At 68.0% G+C, this 17,410-nt stretch carries 10 protein-coding genes; 5 read left to right on the plus strand and 5 right to left on the minus strand.

Annotated features, from left to right (window positions below; translation table 11 throughout):
• Positions 1-80: 80 nt before the first annotated feature.
• Positions 81-1,271 (minus strand): epoxide hydrolase family protein, encoded by a 1,191-nt coding sequence (locus E1261_RS07825; RefSeq protein WP_132404161.1) that lies wholly within the window; start codon positions 1,269-1,271, stop codon positions 81-83.
• Positions 1,272-1,376: 105 nt separating this feature from the next.
• Between E1261_RS07825 and E1261_RS07830 the strand changes: the two genes are divergently transcribed.
• On the plus strand, positions 1,377-4,277 hold the full coding sequence (locus tag E1261_RS07830; protein ID WP_132404164.1) for a helix-turn-helix transcriptional regulator: 2,901 nt from the start codon (positions 1,377-1,379) through the stop codon (positions 4,275-4,277).
• Between the two features lie 4 nt (positions 4,278-4,281).
• On the opposite strand, the gene E1261_RS07835 is transcribed toward E1261_RS07830, so the two are convergent.
• Positions 4,282-9,942: an RHS repeat-associated core domain-containing protein gene (locus E1261_RS07835; protein WP_132404167.1), complete on the minus strand. Its 5,661-nt coding sequence runs from the start codon at positions 9,940-9,942 to the stop codon at positions 4,282-4,284.
• Positions 9,943-10,108: 166 nt separating this feature from the next.
• Between E1261_RS07835 and E1261_RS07840 the strand changes: the two genes are divergently transcribed.
• The 3 genes from E1261_RS07840 (at position 10,109) to E1261_RS07850 (ending at position 12,992) form a co-directional block, all read left to right on the plus strand.
• A complete protein-coding gene (locus tag E1261_RS07840; protein ID WP_132404170.1) occupies positions 10,109-10,405 on the plus strand; it encodes a hypothetical protein in 297 nt (98 codons plus the stop codon).
• Positions 10,406-10,471: 66 nt separating this feature from the next.
• A complete protein-coding gene (locus E1261_RS07845) occupies positions 10,472-11,695 on the plus strand; it encodes a flavin monoamine oxidase family protein (RefSeq protein ID WP_165952416.1) in 1,224 nt (407 codons plus the stop codon).
• Between the two features lie 811 nt (positions 11,696-12,506).
• Positions 12,507-12,992: a nitroreductase/quinone reductase family protein gene (locus tag E1261_RS07850; RefSeq protein WP_132404176.1), complete on the plus strand. Its 486-nt coding sequence runs from the start codon at positions 12,507-12,509 to the stop codon at positions 12,990-12,992.
• Here E1261_RS07850 and E1261_RS07855 read toward each other — a convergent pair.
• From E1261_RS07855 to E1261_RS07865, 3 genes are read right to left on the minus strand one after another with little or no spacing between them, the layout of a single operon-like run.
• Entirely contained in the window at positions 12,979-13,755 is a 777-nt protein-coding gene (locus E1261_RS07855) for a hypothetical protein (RefSeq protein ID WP_132404179.1), read from the minus strand. The genes E1261_RS07850 and E1261_RS07855 overlap by 14 nt on opposite strands.
• A complete protein-coding gene (locus E1261_RS07860) occupies positions 13,752-14,309 on the minus strand; it encodes an RNA polymerase sigma factor (RefSeq protein ID WP_132404182.1) in 558 nt (185 codons plus the stop codon). The genes E1261_RS07855 and E1261_RS07860 overlap by 4 nt, the downstream gene beginning before the upstream one ends.
• A 34-nt stretch (positions 14,310-14,343) precedes the next feature.
• Positions 14,344-16,404 (minus strand): glycoside hydrolase domain-containing protein, encoded by a 2,061-nt coding sequence (locus E1261_RS07865; RefSeq protein WP_165952417.1) that lies wholly within the window; start codon positions 16,402-16,404, stop codon positions 14,344-14,346.
• Positions 16,405-16,489: 85 nt separating this feature from the next.
• On the opposite strand from E1261_RS07865, the gene E1261_RS07870 reads away from it, so the two are divergent.
• Positions 16,490-17,344 (plus strand): MurR/RpiR family transcriptional regulator, encoded by an 855-nt coding sequence (locus tag E1261_RS07870; protein ID WP_132404188.1) that lies wholly within the window; start codon positions 16,490-16,492, stop codon positions 17,342-17,344.
• Positions 17,345-17,410 lie beyond the last annotated feature (66 nt).

Below are 17,410 nucleotides of genomic sequence, written 5' to 3' on the forward strand. Positions count from 1 at the left end.
GCCTTCTGCAAAAGACCGTCCAGCGCTCCATCTGACGGACTCGGCGAGTCCTCGGTTCCGTCCCCTACTGACTGTGCTGCCTAGTGAAGGGTCCGGAAGAACTTCCGGATGTCCTCGACGAGCAGGTCGGGGGCGTCCTGGGTGGCCCAGTGGCCGCCGCGGTCGTACTCGTTCCACGACACGATGTTCGCGTGGTCGCGATCGGCGAACCGGCGCAGCGGGGTGAAGTCGTTCGCGAAGCTGGCGAGCCCGGTCGGTGCCTTGGTCGCCTCGGTCGGGTGCTCGGCGTGGTGGTCCTCGTAGTAGAACCGTGCCGACGATGCGGCCGTGTTGGTCAGCCAGTAGATGGTCGCGCTCGTCAGCACGTGCTCGTCGTCGCAGGCCGCGAGCAGCTGCGCGATCCAGGCCAGCTGGCCACTCGGCGAGTCGGCCAGTGCGTGCGCGAGGTTCTGCGGCGCGGTCTCCTGCAGCTTCGCGTACGCCGACATCTCCTCGTTGAACTTCTGCAGGAACCCGAGGTACTCGATGTCCTTCTCACTCAGCCCCTCGAACTCGGCCGGGTCACCGGACGGGAACGAGAACAGCTGGGTGACATGTACGCCGATCACCTGATCCGGCGCGATCCGGCCCAGCTCGGGCGACACGAACGAACCGACATCGTTGCCGTGGGCACCGAACTTCTCGTACCCCAGCCGCCGCATCAGCTCCGCCCAGGCGCGCGCCGTCCGGTGCCGGTTCCAGCCCTTCTCGTACGTCGGCCCCGAGAAACCGAAGCCCGGCAGCGACGGCACTACAACGTGGAAGGCGTCGGCCGGGTCGCCGCCGTGCGCCCGCGGGTCGGTCAGCGGCCCGATCACGTCGAGGAACTCGACCACGCTGTTCGGCCAGCCGTGCGTGAGGATCAACGGCGTGGCATCAGGTTCGGGCGAGGTGACGTGCAGGAAGTGGATGTTCTGCCCGTCGATCTCGGTGGTGAAGTTCGGGTACTCGTTCAGCCGCGCCTCCCACTTCCGCCAGTCATAGCTGTCCCGCCACGTCTCGACAAGCCGCTTCACGTACTCCAGCGGTACGCCGTATTCCCAGCCCGGCATGACCGGACCGCGCTGGACGCCGTCGGTGACCTGGTCGCGCGGCAGCTCGTTCGCCCACCGGACCCGCTGCAGCCGCTCGGCCAGATCATCCAGCTGTGACTGGGGAACCTCGATCCGCAACGGCCGGATCGCGTCGTCCGCAGTATCCCGCGGCGTGCTGTTCGGAGTGTTCACTGTCATCTCCTCGGAGGTCGTTTGTTTTCCGGCCCTCTCGCCCCCGGCCGGTCTACGATCACAGCGTGCTGGCAGACCGGTTCCGGCGAATCCGTGGAACGCGGTATTTCCATGTCCGGTGACGATCCGTACGTCCCCGGACGACAACCGGTGGTCAGCCCCTTGTACGTCGGTCGCCGGACCGAGCTCGCTGAGTTGCGCACCGCGGCCGGCCAGGTCGAGGCAGGAGGTTCGGCCCGGGTGCTGATCGCCGGTGAGGCCGGGATCGGCAAGTCGCGCCTCGTCACCGAGTTCGCCGCCACCCTCGGCGTGGACTGGCTGACCGTCACCGGCGCCTGCCCGGAGCTCGGCGCCGAACACCTCCCGTACGTCGGCTTCCTGCCGGTCGTGCAGCAACTCGTCCAGGCCGAAGGTGGATCCGCCTCAGGCTCGGCGTTGCGCACTCTGCTCCCCCAGCAGACTCTGCTCCCCCAACAGAACGGTCAGAACAGCCGATTGACCCTCCTGCAGGAGTTGCTCGCGCTGGTGGAGCGTGCGGCCACCAAACGCCCGGTGCTGCTCGTCGTCGAGGATCTGCACTGGGCCGACGGTGCCAGCCGTGAACTCTTCGGCTACCTCGCCAGGAACCTCGGCCGCCTACCCGTCCTCCTCGTCGGCACTGTCCGTACGGGTGAGCTGCCGGCCGGGCACCCGATCCGGCAACTCGTCGCCGAGCTCGGCCGCCGAGCGGATGTGACGACGCTGGCGCTCGGCCCCTTGCGGCAACGAGATGTCGGTGAGCAACTGACCGCCATCGACGGCCGGTACGACCCAGCCCGCGCCGCGGCCATTCATCGCCGTTCCGGTGGAAACCCGTTGTTCGTCGAGGCCTTGGCCCACGACGCACCTGGGAGCGCGCGGAGCGGGACAGCGCAGTTGCGGACCCTCCTGCAGGAACGCGTTGCCCGGCTGTCGGAGAGTGCCCGCCCGGTGCTCGCCGTCGCCTCGATCGCCGGGGCGACCGTGGGCCACGAGCTGCTCACCTTGCTGGTCGGCCGGACGGACGACGAACTCGACCTCGCCCTCCGCGAACTGGTCGAGCGAGACCAGCTGCAGACCACCGCGACCGGCTACCAGTTCCGGCACGCTCTCATCCGCGAGGCCGTCTACACGGGACTCCTCCCGGCCGAACGCCGCCGCCTGCACGGTCGCGCGGCCAAGGCGCTCTCCGAGTTCCCCGCACTGGCTGCCCAAGGGCTCCCGGCCGCTGAGCTGGCCGAGCACTGGTATCTCGCCGGCCGCACCGAGGAGGCGTACCAGGCCTCACTGATCGCCGCCGACGAGGCCCGTGCGAGCTTTGCCTACACCGAAGAACTGCGACACCTGGAACGCGCTCTGAGCCTCCGTCCCGCCGACGACCCGGACCGGTTGACGCTGCTGGAGCGGGCCATGACCGCCGCCATCCCGGCCGGCGCTGCCAACCAGGGTCTGCAGCACACAATGGCCGCCTGGGAGCTGGTCGACCCCGATCGCGAACCCGGCCGGGCTGCCGAGATCCTGCTGCTCCGCGCGCAGTTCAAGAGCCGCCGCGACCTCACCGGCCGGGCCGACCTCGACCATGCACTGGAGCTACTGCCGACGGAACGGCCGAGCTACGCCCTCGGGGTGGTGCACTATCTGCTCGCGATCGACGAGGCCACCGCCCGGCGCGGACCGTCGGCCCACCGCCATGCCGCCGTCGTCGCCGAGCTAGCGGAGACCCTGGACGACGACCGGCTGCGCTGCCGGGCTTTCGCGGCGTTGGGCGACGCCTTGTGCATGAGCGGCGACCCCGACGCCGCCGTACTCGCTCAGCAGCAGGCGCAGGAGCTCGCGACCACGATCGGCGACGACTACGTGCTGGTGGCCAGCGTCCTGTGGGAATGTGCCTCGCTCGGGGTGGGCGCACGCTACGAGGAGCTTGCACGCCGGGTGCCGTCGGCCCTGCGCCAGGCCGAGCTCGTCGGCATGCACCACTGGCGCGGCCCACTGCTGCGAGCCAATCTGGTCATGGCCTACTTCGCACTGGGCCGGTGGGACGAGGCCGTCGACACGATCGAGCAAGCCCTGGCCGACGAACCGGAGCCGCTGTACCGGATGTTCCTCCGGGCAGAGCTGGCCGAGATCAGCATCCACCGGGCCAACTTCGAGCAGGCCGTGGAGGTCTTGATCCCCGCGGACGAGGTGTTCGCGGGGACACCGGCGTACCGCAACTACATCCTCGGCTTCATCACCTCGCTGTGGTGCGAGCTGGCGATGGCCCGGCAGGAACCGGAGGCCGCCAACCGAGAGGTCGGTCTGTACCTGCAGCACTGCCGCGATCACCTCGACGGACTGCAGCCCGACGAGGGCGGCCTGATGACGATCGCCCGCCTGCAGCGGGCCCGGCTCGCCGCCGCCCCCCGCAACCGCGAGATCGCCGCGGACGTGGCCTCGATCCGCGCGACCGTCACCGAGCTCCTGCACCTGAATCCGCTGAGCTCCAGGCTGTCCGACGCGACCCGGCAGACCACCGAGGCCGCCCTCGGCCCGGCCCAGATCGCCGACTGGGACGAGGCTGCGGACCGCTGGCGCCAACTCGGCCATCTGCCCTGGACGACCGAGTGCCTGATCAGCGCCGCCGAAACAGCCCTTGCCACCAGCAACCGTGCCGGCGCCCGCCGCCGCCTCGAAGAGGCCCGCGACCTAGCCGCCGTGTACGGCGGCACAGTCGCCCTCGACCGCATCGCCGTCCTCGGCCAACGAGCCCGCCTCGAACCGCCGACCACCACCCCCGAGGACGACACGGGCCTCACTCCCCGCGAGTACGACGTACTGCGCCTCCTCGCCCGCGGTCTACCGAACCGCCAGATCGCCGCCGAGCTCTACATCTCCCCAGCAACCGTAGGCGTCCACGTCGGCCGCATCCTCACCAAACTGAACGCCACCACCCGAACCGAAGCCACTGCGGTCGCCCACACCCGGGGCCTCCTCGGCGAAGAGACCCCGGGCTGAGCGGTCACCGGCCGGCAGCGTAGCCCTTGCCGGCGATCCAGGTAGCGAGGTTGCTGGTGCTCATCCAGTACTCGTTCTGGCCTTCGGCTGCACCCGAGTCGTAGACATGCGCGGTGTCGCCGTAGTCGTCGTACCCCATGATCGTGACGTAGTGGCCAGGAAAGTAGTGCGAGTTGCCCGCGGTGTCGATCGCCGGGCCGCCCATCACGTTGGCCACGATCAGCCGGTTGAGATTGATGCCCTTGACGATGTCCGCTCTCAGCTGCGGGATGGAGACGTCGGGTTCAGCCAGGTTGCCCTGCGCGTCGGCCGGAATGTCCTTGGACACGTAGAAGTCCGTCTGCAGCTTGGCGTTCATGAACGGGACGATGTTGCCCGCGATCGACGCTGTGCCGTCCTCCGTCGTCCCGAGCGGCTCCCAGATCAGCTGCTCCTTCTGGAACAAATAGCCCTGCGCCGCCAGTGCGACCCGGACCGCGGCCGGCCCGCAGGAGAACTCGATATTGGCCTGCTGTCCGTACTTGTACGGGTTGCCCCGGTCGCAACTCTTGCCGCCGTTGGCGCAGTCCAGTCCGGACTTGTCGGTCTGGTTGATCGGATCGTTGGCTGCGTACGCGTACCGGTTCAGGCCGATGATGTCGTCGCCGTCGATCACCGGGTTCGGCGAGATGAACCGGCCGAGCTCCGGGTCGTAGTACCGCGCATGCAGGTAGAGCAGACCGGCCGCGTCCTCGCGCTGCCCGGTGAAGCCCCGCGACTCCCGTGCCAGCGGCCCGGTGGCCGACACCACCTCGCCGAAGGCGGCGTACTTCTTCCGGTGCACTTCGTTGCCCGCGGCATCGGTCACTGCCTGGATCGACCCTTGCTGGTCGGTGTGCACCCAGTACGGCGTTGTGCCCTCGGCGCGGGCGACCAGCTGACCCGCGACCGAGATGTACTTGGTCGCCGTCCCGGTCGTCACGTTCACCTCGTAGTCGTCACCGAGGTAGCGACGGGTCGTGCCGCCCTCGACGGCCTGTACCCGGACGCCGTCCGCGTCGTACGTGAAGGTGGTCGTCACGCCGTCCTTGGTGACCGAGGCCAGCCGGTTGTCACCGTCCCACGTGTACGTGCGGCCCGCGCCGGACGACATCAGCCCGGCGGCGTCGTACGTGTAGGTGTTCGCACCGGCCTTGGTCACCGCGTGCGGTTTGGCCGAGCCGTAGGTGTACGCACCGAGGTCGGAGGTCGAGGCGATGTTGCCGGTCTTGTCGTACGCCACCGTGTAGTCGCTCGCCTTGGTCAGCTGCTCAGCCTCGTCGTAGGTGTAGGTCCAGCTCTCCCCCGCGAACGGACTCGCCACCTGGGTGACGTTGCCCTTGGCATCGCGGGTGTAGGTGACGTCCTGGATCGTCGTGGTGCCCTTCTTGGTCTGGATCGAGTCCAGCCACCCGCGCACCTCGTCGAAGCCCCGCGTGGTCACCGTGCCGTTCGCGTTCTCCAGCCGGGTCAGCTCGCCACCCGCGGTGTAGCGGGCAGCGGTGACAAAGCCCGGTACGGCGAGCAGTCGGCCGGCGCCGTCGTACCGCAGCGGCGCCGTTGGAGTGCCGACGGTGAAGCCGTCCGGGTACGTCGTCCACAGCGGCCGGTCGCCCGGATCGAAGCCGTGCTGGACGGTGTACGGCGTACCACCGATCGTTCGGACCACCCGGACTGCCCGGCCCGCGACGTCGTAGTCGGACGTCTTGGTTCCGGACGGGTCGGTGGTCGTGGTCAGCCGGCCGGTGTTGAAGAACCCGGCCCGCGGTTCGTCGTACCGCCAGGTCGACGTGGTCGATGATGCCGTCCCGGCCTTGCTGAGCTGACTCGTCTTCCGGCCCAGGGCGTCGTACGTGAACGTCGTCTTCTGGCCCTTGGCATCGGTCTGCGCAACCAGGCGATCCGCCGCATCCCACTCGTACGTCGTCGTGCCGTTGTCGGGATCGATGATCTTGATCGCGTTCCCGACCGAGTCGCGGAGGTAGCCGATCACGTTGCCGTCCGGATCGGTCGATCGGGTCAGGAAGTCGTTGCCGTCGTACGTGTACGTCGCTGTCTGCGTCGTACCGCCGATCTCCTGGCTGCTGGCGATCCGCTTGTCGTAGGCGTTCACCCGCTGGGTCATGGTGTTGCCGCGCTCGTCGGTCTCGGTCGTTGTCCAGAGCCCGTAACTCGTCAGCCGCGTCGCTCCGCCCGGGATCGTCTCCTTGATGACCCGGTCGAGGGCGTCGTAGCTGGTGAGGGTCGGGTGCGTGACCGGCTGCGGTTGGCCGGACACCCAGTAGTACGCCGCGGTGGTGGCTGCTGCCTTCCCGCGCGCGTTGTACGTGGTGTCGACGTAGATGTCGCCGGTCGCCGCGTCCGGTCCCTTCGAGACCGTCCGCCAGTCGCGCTGCAGACCGTCGAAGTACCGGCGGGTCCACTGCGGGGTGCTCGATCCGTCCGCCGCGGGCCGCTCGGTCTGCTCGTGCTGGGTCGCCGCGTTGCCGACGCCGACCCAGCTGTACCGCTCGAACTTGCCGCCTGGCTCGGTCATCTCGAGCCGTCGGCACAGAGCGTCGTACGAGACCGTGGTGACTTGGTTCTCGGGGTTACGAACCTCGGTGGGCAAGCCGCAGGCCGCATCCCAGGTCGCCGTGACCTGGTGGGCGAGCGCGTTCTTCTCACTCACCTGGTACAGGTGGTACGCCGGGTCCCAGCCGATCGTGGTGCGCGCGCCCCGCGGGTCGATCTCGGCGGTCACGTTGCCGAACTCGTCGTACTCCTTGCGCGAGTCGGCGTACGTGCCGGTCGTCGAGCGCCACTTACTGCCGCGGGTCGCGAGGCCCTTGGCCGGCGGCTCGCTGATGCTGGTCGCGTTGTCGTAGTAGGCGAGGGTCTCGGACAGCTTGGTTCCGGCGGTTCCGATTCCTTGGTACCGCCGGACGGCGGCCGACTTGTTCACCACGTACGTCGCCGGGTTCGGCACGAACGTGGTCGTCGTGGTCCGCTCGTCGCCGGTGGCCTCGTGATCGCCGTACTCGATCTGCTCGGTCACCTCGCCGTACGCGTTGTACTGCCGTGCCGTGTACTTGCGCTTCACGGCACCGTCGGGGGCGTAGATGTTCTCCCAGGTGCCGGTGGGCAGCGCGGTCCGGGGCGTCGTGTCGTTGTCGACGGTGAACTCCTGGATTGTTGCGCCAAGCAACGTTCCGTCCCCGGACCTGCGTTCGGCCTGCTCGGATTCGCCGACCGCGGCCAGGTCCTGCCGGAAGGTGCTGTCAGTCGTGGGACAGGCCGCCTCACCGGCGATACATGGTGCAGTCTCGCGCTGGGTGCGGAAGCCCAACGGTGTCCGCTCGGGCCGGTTGATCGCACCACCCGCGAAGCTGTACTTCGTGGTCGCGCTCCCACCGCGACCGTCGGCCACCGTCACGGCCGACGCGGTCTGGACGAGCGGCGGGTTGTTGGTGTTCGTCCACTCCGAGGACGGCGTGTACGCGACCGACGTCTTCGCGCCGTACACATCGGTCTTCGAGCTGAGCAGATCCGGAACCGCTCCCCCGATCCCCCAGACATGCCGGCCCTTGCTGAAGCCGAAGTTGGTGTTGTACAGCTCGGTCATCTCCCCGAGACCGTCACCGTTGACATCCATCTCCAGGAAGGTGCTGCTGCAGTTGCCCTTGCTGCAACTGAACGAACCGATCCCGGTGTCGCTCGCGCCTTCGGCGAAGCCGGACCCGGTCGACAGCCAGATGCGTCTCCTCGTCGAGAGCCCGTACGGCGACAACTCGATCATGTCGGCGCGGTGATCGCCGTTGACGTCCGCGGTCAACTGGCGGGCGTTCGTTGCCGAGGGCATCGCCGCGTCGGTCGAACCGAGGACATAACTGTGGCCGGTCGAGATCCAGGTCCGCCGGGTGTACATCGCCAGGAACGGATAGAGCTCGACCAGGTCGGTCCTGGAGTCTCCGTTCACGTCCATCACGATGAACCGGCTGCCGGCGCCATCCGCGTCCGGTGTGCTCCACTGCATGCCGCCCTCGGTCGCCCCCAGGGTGAATCCGGTTCCGTTCGACATCCACAGCCGCCGGCCGGCCGCACCGAAGAGGCCGGCGTAGACCTCCAGCAGATCCGACCGGCCGTCACCGTCCACGTCCGAGGCCATGAAGACGGTGTTGGTGGTGAAACCGGTCCCCGACGACACGTTCGAAGCGAGCGTGAAACTGGTGCCGTTGGACAGCGAGGTGGCCTGGCAGTAGACGACCGGGAAGATCCCGCAGCCGTAGAGCTCGACCACATCGGTCTTGCCGTCGCCGTTCACATCCATCGTGAGGAAGCGCGAGTCCTTGCTGTTGTTCCCCACCGAGTTCGCGGTCGAGGCGAGCGTGAAGCCGGTTCCGTTCGACAGGTAGACCCGGCGTCCCCAGTTGAAGCCGTTCGGGTAGAACTCGAACAGGTCCGACTTGCCGTCGCCGTTCGCATCACCGCTGAGGAACCGGCTGTCGGCGTTGACGCCGGTCACCGCGACATTCGATGCCAGCGTGAAGTCGGTTCCGTTCGAGATCCAGGCGTGGTGTTCCCAGGTCCAGCCCGCGTAGATCTCCAGCAGGTCGCTCCTGCCGTCGCCGTTGATGTCCATCGGCAGGTACCGGGTCTCGGCCTTGTTCGCCATCCCGGTGTTGTTCGCGCCGGAGGCGAAGGCCGGCGTACCGGTCTGGTACGTCGCCGAGGCCGGCGGCAGGCTGGTTCCACCGGTGACCGTTCCGGACGCGTCGACGACGGCGTCCTTCCCGAACTGCTGGACCTGCGTGAGCAACGACCGCGTCGTCGTACCGCTGGTCGCGTAGGTGAGCTTGTAGGCGCGCACGCGGCCGCCGCCGACTGCTATGTCGATCGTCTTGATCCGGCCCTTCACCGCACTCAGTACGCCGTTACCGGCGGCCCGCTGCTCGTTGTCCGGCCGCGCCTCGTAGTGGAACTTCACCGTCACGCCGTTGTAGGCGATCTGGGCCGGAGCCGCCCAGCCATCGGTGTTCCAGGTGAGATCAACCGTGTTGCCGAGCGTGTCGACGACCTGGCTCAGTCCCCAGCGGAACACCTGATCCGTAGCGACGCTCTCGATCGGGGCGAAGACGCGTCTGATCCCGTCCTTGGCCGTCACGGTCCAGCGGGTCCCCGAGAAAGCGATCCGGAGGTAGGTTTCGTTCTTGGTCGCATGGGTGCCGCCGGTTGTACAGCTTGGGCTGACACTGCCCGCCGTACAAGCTATGAGGTCCTGACCATCGAGCCGGAAGGCGTCGGTGTCGTCGTACTTGGGCGCTCCCCGGCGCGCGGAAACTCGCTCGATCTCGGACAGCCCGGCCAGCTTCCAGCCCTGCCCGGCCACACCGTTCCCGGCACTGGACTCGTAGGTCAGGGAGAGCTTCGGCTCAAGCCCGCGAAACCCCGGCACCTGCAGAGAAATCGTGTCGGAGAAGGTGCCGCGGTGATCGACCTTCCAGCTCTTCTCCGGAACCTCGGGCTCGGCCGGTTCGGCGACATCGGCCAGCTTGGTCCGCTCTTCGTCCGAAGGTGTCGGATCATCGGTCGGCGGACTGATCGCCTGGGCCGGCACGGCCACTGTGAGCAGGAGCAGGACAGCGGTGAAGAGACGGGTGGACCTCATCAGGTCAACTCCTAGGGCGGTGGGAGTCGGGCACTGATCGTAGGACCCGATCACGTACCGCGGTAAGAGCCTTTAGACCACCGTGAAATCAATGACTGGGCGGTTCCGCATGTCACTCGTTTGACCCAGCACTTCGCCTGGGGCGGCGGCCGGGGACCACTTCGCGGTGAACGTGCCGCCGAGTGTCCGGCGGTTCACCGTGACGGTGGAGGTGTCCGCACCCAACGGCGGTGCCGTCGCCGAACAGATCGTGCAGGCGTTCTCGGTCTCCGGTCAGACGCTGACCCCGGACTGGGCAGCGACGAACGGTGCCGCCAGATGGCAAGGGCGGCTGCACCCACGGATCAGCGGGACACTGCCGGAGCTGGAGTTGGACCTGACCTTCGTGGACATGACCGCGGTACTCGCCGTCAGCCTGATAGCCCTGGTGACCCGGCACGAAGGCGCAGCCGAACGGCGGTAGCTGCCACCGGCTCGCCATCCACGGAGACGCACGTACACACTGGTAGCCGGCGGGGAGGAGATTGTTGTGGATGCCGATGTGATTGTGGTGGGGGCCGGGGCAGCGGGATTGGCTGCGGCGCGGCGGTTGGGGTCGGCTGGGGTTGCGGTGCTGGTGCTGGAGGCTCGGTGGCGGATCGGTGGGCGGGTGCATACCGATCGGGAGTTCACGCGGTTTCCGGTGGAGCGTGGGGCGGAGTTGTTGCAGGGTGCGGGGAGCCCGCTTGGTCAACTGGCCAAGGAGATTGGGGCTCGGCAGACGCCGGCGATGACGATGCGGCGCGGGCGCGTGCTGGATGGTGGGCGGCTGCGCGGGTTGCTGCCGTGGACGTTGCCGTCGGCACCTAAATTGGCTTCGGTGATGCTCGCCGTACGGCGGTCGCCGGGGAAGCCGGACGAGTCGCTGGCGGATTTGGTGGCGCGCCGGAGGCCGGGTGCACGGACGCTGCGGATGGCCGAAGCGATCGCGAACGATGCCTGTACGACGGCATCCGAGTTCAGCGTGCACGAAATGGCGGCCGTGATGGGGGGTGCTGAAGAGTCCGGCGGGCAGCAAAGGCTGCGCGATGGGTTCGACCAGGTGATCGACCATCTGGCTGCGGATTGCGCTGTCGAGTTGAACAATCCGGTCAAGGCCATCCGCCGCTCGGCTGACGGGGTGATTGTCGAGGCGGATCGGACCTACACCGCGCGGGCTGTTGTGGTGACGATCCCACTCGGAGTGCTGAAGGCCGGCGGTATCGAGTTCTCCCCCCAGCTGCCTGCGGCCAAGCAGGAGGCGATCGAGCAGTTGCGGATGTACTCCGCCACGAAGGTGATCCTGCATTTCGATCGCGTGTGGTGGCCGGAGTCGATGTCGTACCTGCTCGCGGACAACGGCGTACCGGTCCTGTGGCCACCGCGTCCCACCGAGCCGGTGCTGACTGCGTTCGTGACCGGCCCGCGGTCCGACGCCTTGCGCCCACCACCGGGACCGGTCGCTCGGGTCATAGAGGTGCTGCGACCGCACCTGCGGGGTGCGGAGCTTGTCGACTCGCAGGTGGTCGACTGGGGTACCGATCCCTGGACCCGCGGCGGCTACTCATCCGCGGCGCCAGGTGGCAGCCACCTGCGCGCCGTACTGGCTGCTCCTTGTGGGCCGATCCATTTCGCCGGCGAGGCAACCGATCCGATCTCGCCCGGCACGGTCAGCGGGGCGCTGCGCTCCGGGAACCGTGCAGCCGAGGCAGTATTGCGATCACTCAACCTCTAGCCCCCCGAACCGGTTGGGAGGAACCGCGACGGCGGATTCGGGGTGGAGCCGCCACCCCGAAAACAACGGGTAGGCCTCCCCGGCCCTCGCAGTAACCGGCCGAACGGCTGAACCTCGTACACCCGGCGCACCTGCCCGTGGGCCAGCAGAGCGCCGTACCCGCAACGTCCGATGGATCCGAGGGCGTGGTCTCCGGATCGTCGGACGTTAAACGCTGCTCGGCGCTAACGTCCGACGAGCACGCACGCCTGGTCTGCGGATCGTCGGACGTTGTGACGGGCATGACGGCCACACACCGGACAGGAGCCTGGATATCCGTTCAATGTGCTGGTTCTCCCCTGAAATTTTGGCCGGAGAAGGGGCAACTTGAGGGGAGATCCCCTCGTTTTCCGGGCCGCAACCACAGGCCGGAAGGCGAGGTCCGGTGACCGCGGTTTCACGTTGTCTGGGGCTGACGGGCTGTGGCTGAGGTGCGTGATGCTCGAGTTCTGCGCTATCCGGGGGATTGGGGGTGCTCGGTGACGAAAATCCATCGGATAACGCACGGGCCCGCCCGGCGTGCGGGAGATCGTGGGGCGGGAGTCACGTTGAGCATCCACCGACCATCTGGCACCCGCCGGAACGGTCGAACCGTGCTCAAGGTCGACCAGCCAACTCACCTTGTGCACCGATCAACCACGTTCCGGCCGCGCACATGGTTGAGCGGTGCTCAACGTCGTACCGGCGCAGTCGCCGGCAGGCCCACCCGAAGGTTTCCGTGGCGCCGCGGCCGAGGAGGTGTTGCGATCGTTGACGGCATAGACTCCGGTCGGTGAACGGACTGCAGCGGCTGATTGGCAAGCTCGGGACCACCAAGGCCTTCGCGGGGGTCGGGCGGGCCCTGGTTCGCGTCGATGAGCGGTTGCTGCGCAGTACCAATGGCCGCTTCGGGGTCGGTACGTCGATCGGGCTGCGCACGTTGTTGCTCACGACAACCGGTCGTCGGAGTGGTCAGTTGCGGCAGGTCCCGCTCCTGTACGTCGAGCGCGACGGAGCGTTCGTGGTCATCGGCTCGAACTGGGGTGGCGAGAACCACCCCGCGTGGTCGGCCAATCTGATCGCCCAGCCCGAGGCCAGCGCCACGGTCCGCGGCCGGACCGTCCCCGTCCACGCCCGGCTCCTCACCGGCGACGAACGCCAGCAGATGTGGGACGCCGTCGCCGCCTACTGGCCGGCGTACAACACCTACGCCACCCGCGCCCCGAACCGCGAGATCCGCGTCTTCCGGCTCGAGCCGGTCGAAGTCAGCCGAGGCTGATCGTGGTCGCGGCGCTGGTGCCGTCGCGATACGTCACCCGGACCGGAACCGGCTTGTTGCCATCGAACTCCCAGCCCGGCAGCCAGAAGGCGAAGTAGCCGTTCGCGACCGTCGCCTTCACGACCCCGCGGGTCGGGCTGGTGTACGTCATGCCGACGATGTCGGAGCCGATCCGGCCCTCCGCGACCGTCACATAACCGGCCGGAGCACCACCTGCGGCGCCCATCCCGGACACCGCGATGTCGCGCGGGCCGACCAAAGGCCGGCCGGGACCACCGACGTGGCCGAAGCCGCTGCGGTTGCGGCCCGGCCCGACGTGCGTCAGACAGTTCGCCTCGAACTGGTCAGGTCCGGTCAGGATCACCATGGCCCAGTTGCCCCTCCGCTCGGCGATCGCGACGTCGGTCCGCTCGACCTGCTCGTCCATCTCCTTCAAGGACTCGCGGCACTCGGCGACGGCCTTGGACTGCTGCTTGGCCGACATCCCGGCCGGCTGTGGGGTCCAGCCCGCGTAGGCGTCGCCGTTCGGGAATGGGCCGCCTTCGCGCGGCAGCAGGACCGTGGCGGCCCCGATCGCGACGGCCGCGGTGGCCACCAGGGCCCGGACCATCGGCCGCCGGAGCCGGTGCGGGCGCGGGCCGGCCACTGGATCGGTGGCGAGGATGCGTTCCAGGGTGGCCTGGGCCCGGGGGCTGTGTGGGTCGGGAGCAGAGGTTGCCGGGTCCAGGGTCTTCAGGTTGCGGAACTCGTCGAGGGGATTCATGAGGGGTGCCCTTCCTTGAGGTGCACGGGGGTGACGCGTGCGGGGGTGGGGCGGTGATCCAGCTGACCGCGCAGGGCATTGCGCGCCCGGGACAGCCGGAGGCGGTAGGCGACGCTCGTGATGCCGAGCACCGCCGCGGCCTCGCGGCTCGGGAGGTCGTCGATCACTGCCAGAGCAAGGGCCTCCTGATGGACGGCGGACAGTCGCTCCCACGCTCGTGCGAGGTCGACCTGCCGCGCTACCAGCTCGGCGTCGTCCGGTAGCGAGGTGGTGGTCACCTCGGCCAGACGGACCGCGACTGCCTGTTGCCGGCGGGCGCCTCGATGGCTGTTCAGGATCGTGTTGCGGACGATCCCGAACAACCACGCCCGCGCCTGCGGCAACTGCGCCGGTACGGCGTCCAGCCGTCGCCAGGCGGCCAGAAACGCTTCCGCCACGGTGTCCTCAGCCTGGACCTCCGGCACTCGTCGCTGCGCGAACCGCACGAGATCGGCGTACGTCGCCTCGTACAGGGCGACGAACCGTTCCGCGCGCTCATCCGGTTGCTTGCTCATGCCCCTACCTGTCCACCACACCCCAAGGTGTATCTCACCAAAGGGTGAGCGAATCCGGGTCGACAGATCCGTCGTCGGCGTCGTGCCGCAGCGTGATCGTGTTGGCCCCGGCCGCCAGGTCGACCGTGGCGTACGCGGACGACCAGGTCGTGTTCCAGTCACCGGTCGGCAGGAACTCGACCTTCCGCGGTACGGCACCGTTCACCAGCAGCGTGAGAGTGTTCGTGGTGTCGGTGCCGTTGCTGTAGCGGATCTCGACGACCTGCGGTCCCGGCCGGGCCGCGGTCACATCGACGGTCACCGAACTACCACTCGCCTGGTCGAGCCAACCGACGTACCCGCTGCCGGTGTAGCCATTGCCGACGGTGTCGAGCCGGCCGGTCCCGGTCAGCCGGCCGTCCTCGGCCTCCACGCGCGGCGGCAACGCCGTACCGGCTGCGCGCAGCAGCAACTCCTTGCGGGTCCTCGCCATCAGGTCCGTGTCGTCGGTGAAGTTGTCATAGCCGCGCATCAACGCATCCGCGAGCCGCTGCGCCGCCGCGGGATCGCGCCGCTTCAGAATCGACAGCAGCTCGTACTCCTCATTCCCGTCCCGCGTCGCCAGCGACCGCACGCTCGTCCGCACCGTCCCATTCGCCAGATCGGGATAGACGATGTACCCATCCCCAGGGAACTCCTCGACATTGCCGAACTGCCCCGCGGTCCACGCGTTGTAACCCCAGTGGAAGAACCCCGTCGCGCCGTACTTGAAGTTGCCCCAGGCAAGCTGTCGGGCCGTGTACGCCGGATAGTTCGACCACCGGTTGAGCCAGCCCAACCGGGCATCCGGCTGCAGGCAGACGTACGTCCACACCTCGTCACCGGCCGCCTGCCGATCGCGGTAGAACTGCTCGTTCTCCTGCAGCTTGTCGATCAGCGGGATCCACACCGACAGATTGCCGGCCAGCTCGGGGAAGAGACCGATCACCGCATCCTGGGTCTTGGCGTCCGCACCGAAGTACTGCCGGTACTTGCCGACCGCCCAGTTGTAGTTGTCGAGCTTGTCCTCCTTCGGCTCGTCGGAGATCGTCTGGTACCAGATATCCGACCAGCCCTTCGCGTCCAGATGCGCCTTCAACGCCGGCAGGTACTGGTCGAGCCAGCGGTCCGCCTTCGCACTGCCCACCGGCGCCAGCGTCACCTTGTGCTGACCGTCGACGTTGTCGATGATCCACACCTGGTCGGTGTGGAGCGCGTTCAGCAACGGGTTGCCGCGTAGCCGCGCCACCGAGCCGTGCCGGATGAAGAGCTCGACGAACTGATCGAACTTCGACCAGTCGAAGTGGTACGTGTCCCCCACCAGCGTGGTCGGCCCGTCCAGCAGCGGATCGATCGAGATGTGCACCTGGTTCTGCCGGGTCGCCTTCTGCTCCTTGGCGAAATCCTCCATCAGCTTCCACCACTGCGCCGAGTACCGCGGGAAGCGGTACCGGTCGACGATCTCGTCGGCGACCACACTGCCGTCGAGGTCGGCGTACTCGTTGAAGAAGACGTTCCAGGTGCTGTAGATGTACTTGCTGTCGATCGCGTTCGGCGCGTCGATCGGATACACCGTCAGCCGCATCGGTACGGCGATCGCCCCGGTGCTCGTCGCGACGTCGACCGAGCCCGTGTAGGTTCCGGCGGCCTGCCCGGCCGGCACGTTCACGGTGACCCAGATGCCTTGGGTCCTGTTCGCGGCCACGGTCGTCGAGCGCTCGTTTCCCAGCGGATCGGGGAACAGTTGCCCGCCCTCCGGTGCATGGTGGTTCTGGAACTTGTACTCCAGGTTCCCGGCCGGGATGGACCCCGCCGACCCGGTCAGCGCGCTGAACGTGACGCCCGTGATCGTGAACGACGCGGTGTGCCGCAACAGGATCTGGTACGACTCGGCCTCGTTGCGCGCGGCGTCCCAGTTGATCGACGTACTCGCGCCGGCCGGGCGTTGGTCGGTCTGGAACACCCGCTTCCACGAGTCGGCGGTCCAGACCCGCGCGACCGCGGCGACCGCCGGAGTCGCTCCGGTCATCAGCAGGGCGAGTACGACGAGCGGGATGAGCAGGCGGTGAGGGCTCATAAGCAGATCTCCTTGCCGTGAGCTGCAACATGGGTGAAAATCACTCTCAGGCATTCACTCCGGCTTGACAAGGATTATCACCAGCATGCAGACCTCGGGAGTTCTGGACCTGGTGCTCACGTTCCGTGCCCAGATGCCGGCCACGATGGCCCGGGTGGCCGCCGTACTGGAGGCTGATCCGGCCGCGCCACTCGAGCTGTCCATCACCGGCCTGGCCGAGCGCGCCGGGACCTCCGCGGCAACCGTCACCCGGCTCTGCCGCCTGCTCGGCTTCTCCGGTTATCCAGCCCTCCGAGTGGCAGCCGCCCAGGACGTCGGCCGCGGGGATCGCGACCGGGCCTGGCTCACCGACTTCGGCGACTCCTTCGCCCCTGGCGACTCACCGTCGACCGTCCTCTCGACCCTGCTGAACGCCCAACTCGTCGCCATCCGGACCACCGCCCAGCAGTACGACCTGGCCGCGCTCACCGACCTCGCCACGCGCATCCGCAACTGCCAAAAACTCGACGTGTACGCCGTCGCCGGCAGCGGGCTGGTCGGCCGCGAACTCGCCGCCCGGCTGGCCCGGTTGGGTGTCAACGCGCACGCCCACATCGACCGGCACAGCGGTCTCCCGAGCGCCGCTCTGCTCGACGAAAACTGTGTGGCACTGGGGATCTCGAACCACGGCGACACCGAGGACACGCTCGGAATGTTGTCCGAGGCAACGAGACACCAGGCCTGGACGGTCGCGATCACCAGCTCCCCGGAGACGGCCATGGCAGCAATCGCCGATCAGCACATCACTGCCGCTTCCCCGCACTCCGACGTACAGCCCGATGAGGTTGCCGCCCGGCACGCTCAGCTCCTGACCGCCGACCTGCTCTATCTGCTCGTCGCCCAGGTCGACCCCGCGCGCACCGCCCGCACTTTGGCTGCGACTGCCGAAGCCTTCCAGTGAGTGATCTTGACGGCAATCCGTGGACCCCCTCTGTTCTTCCACGATTCGCTTAGGTTAGCCTCGCCT

It is taken from the genome of Kribbella albertanoniae, assembly GCF_004348455.1.
In the GTDB taxonomy this organism is placed as follows: Bacteria; Actinomycetota; Actinomycetes; order Propionibacteriales; family Kribbellaceae; genus Kribbella; species Kribbella albertanoniae.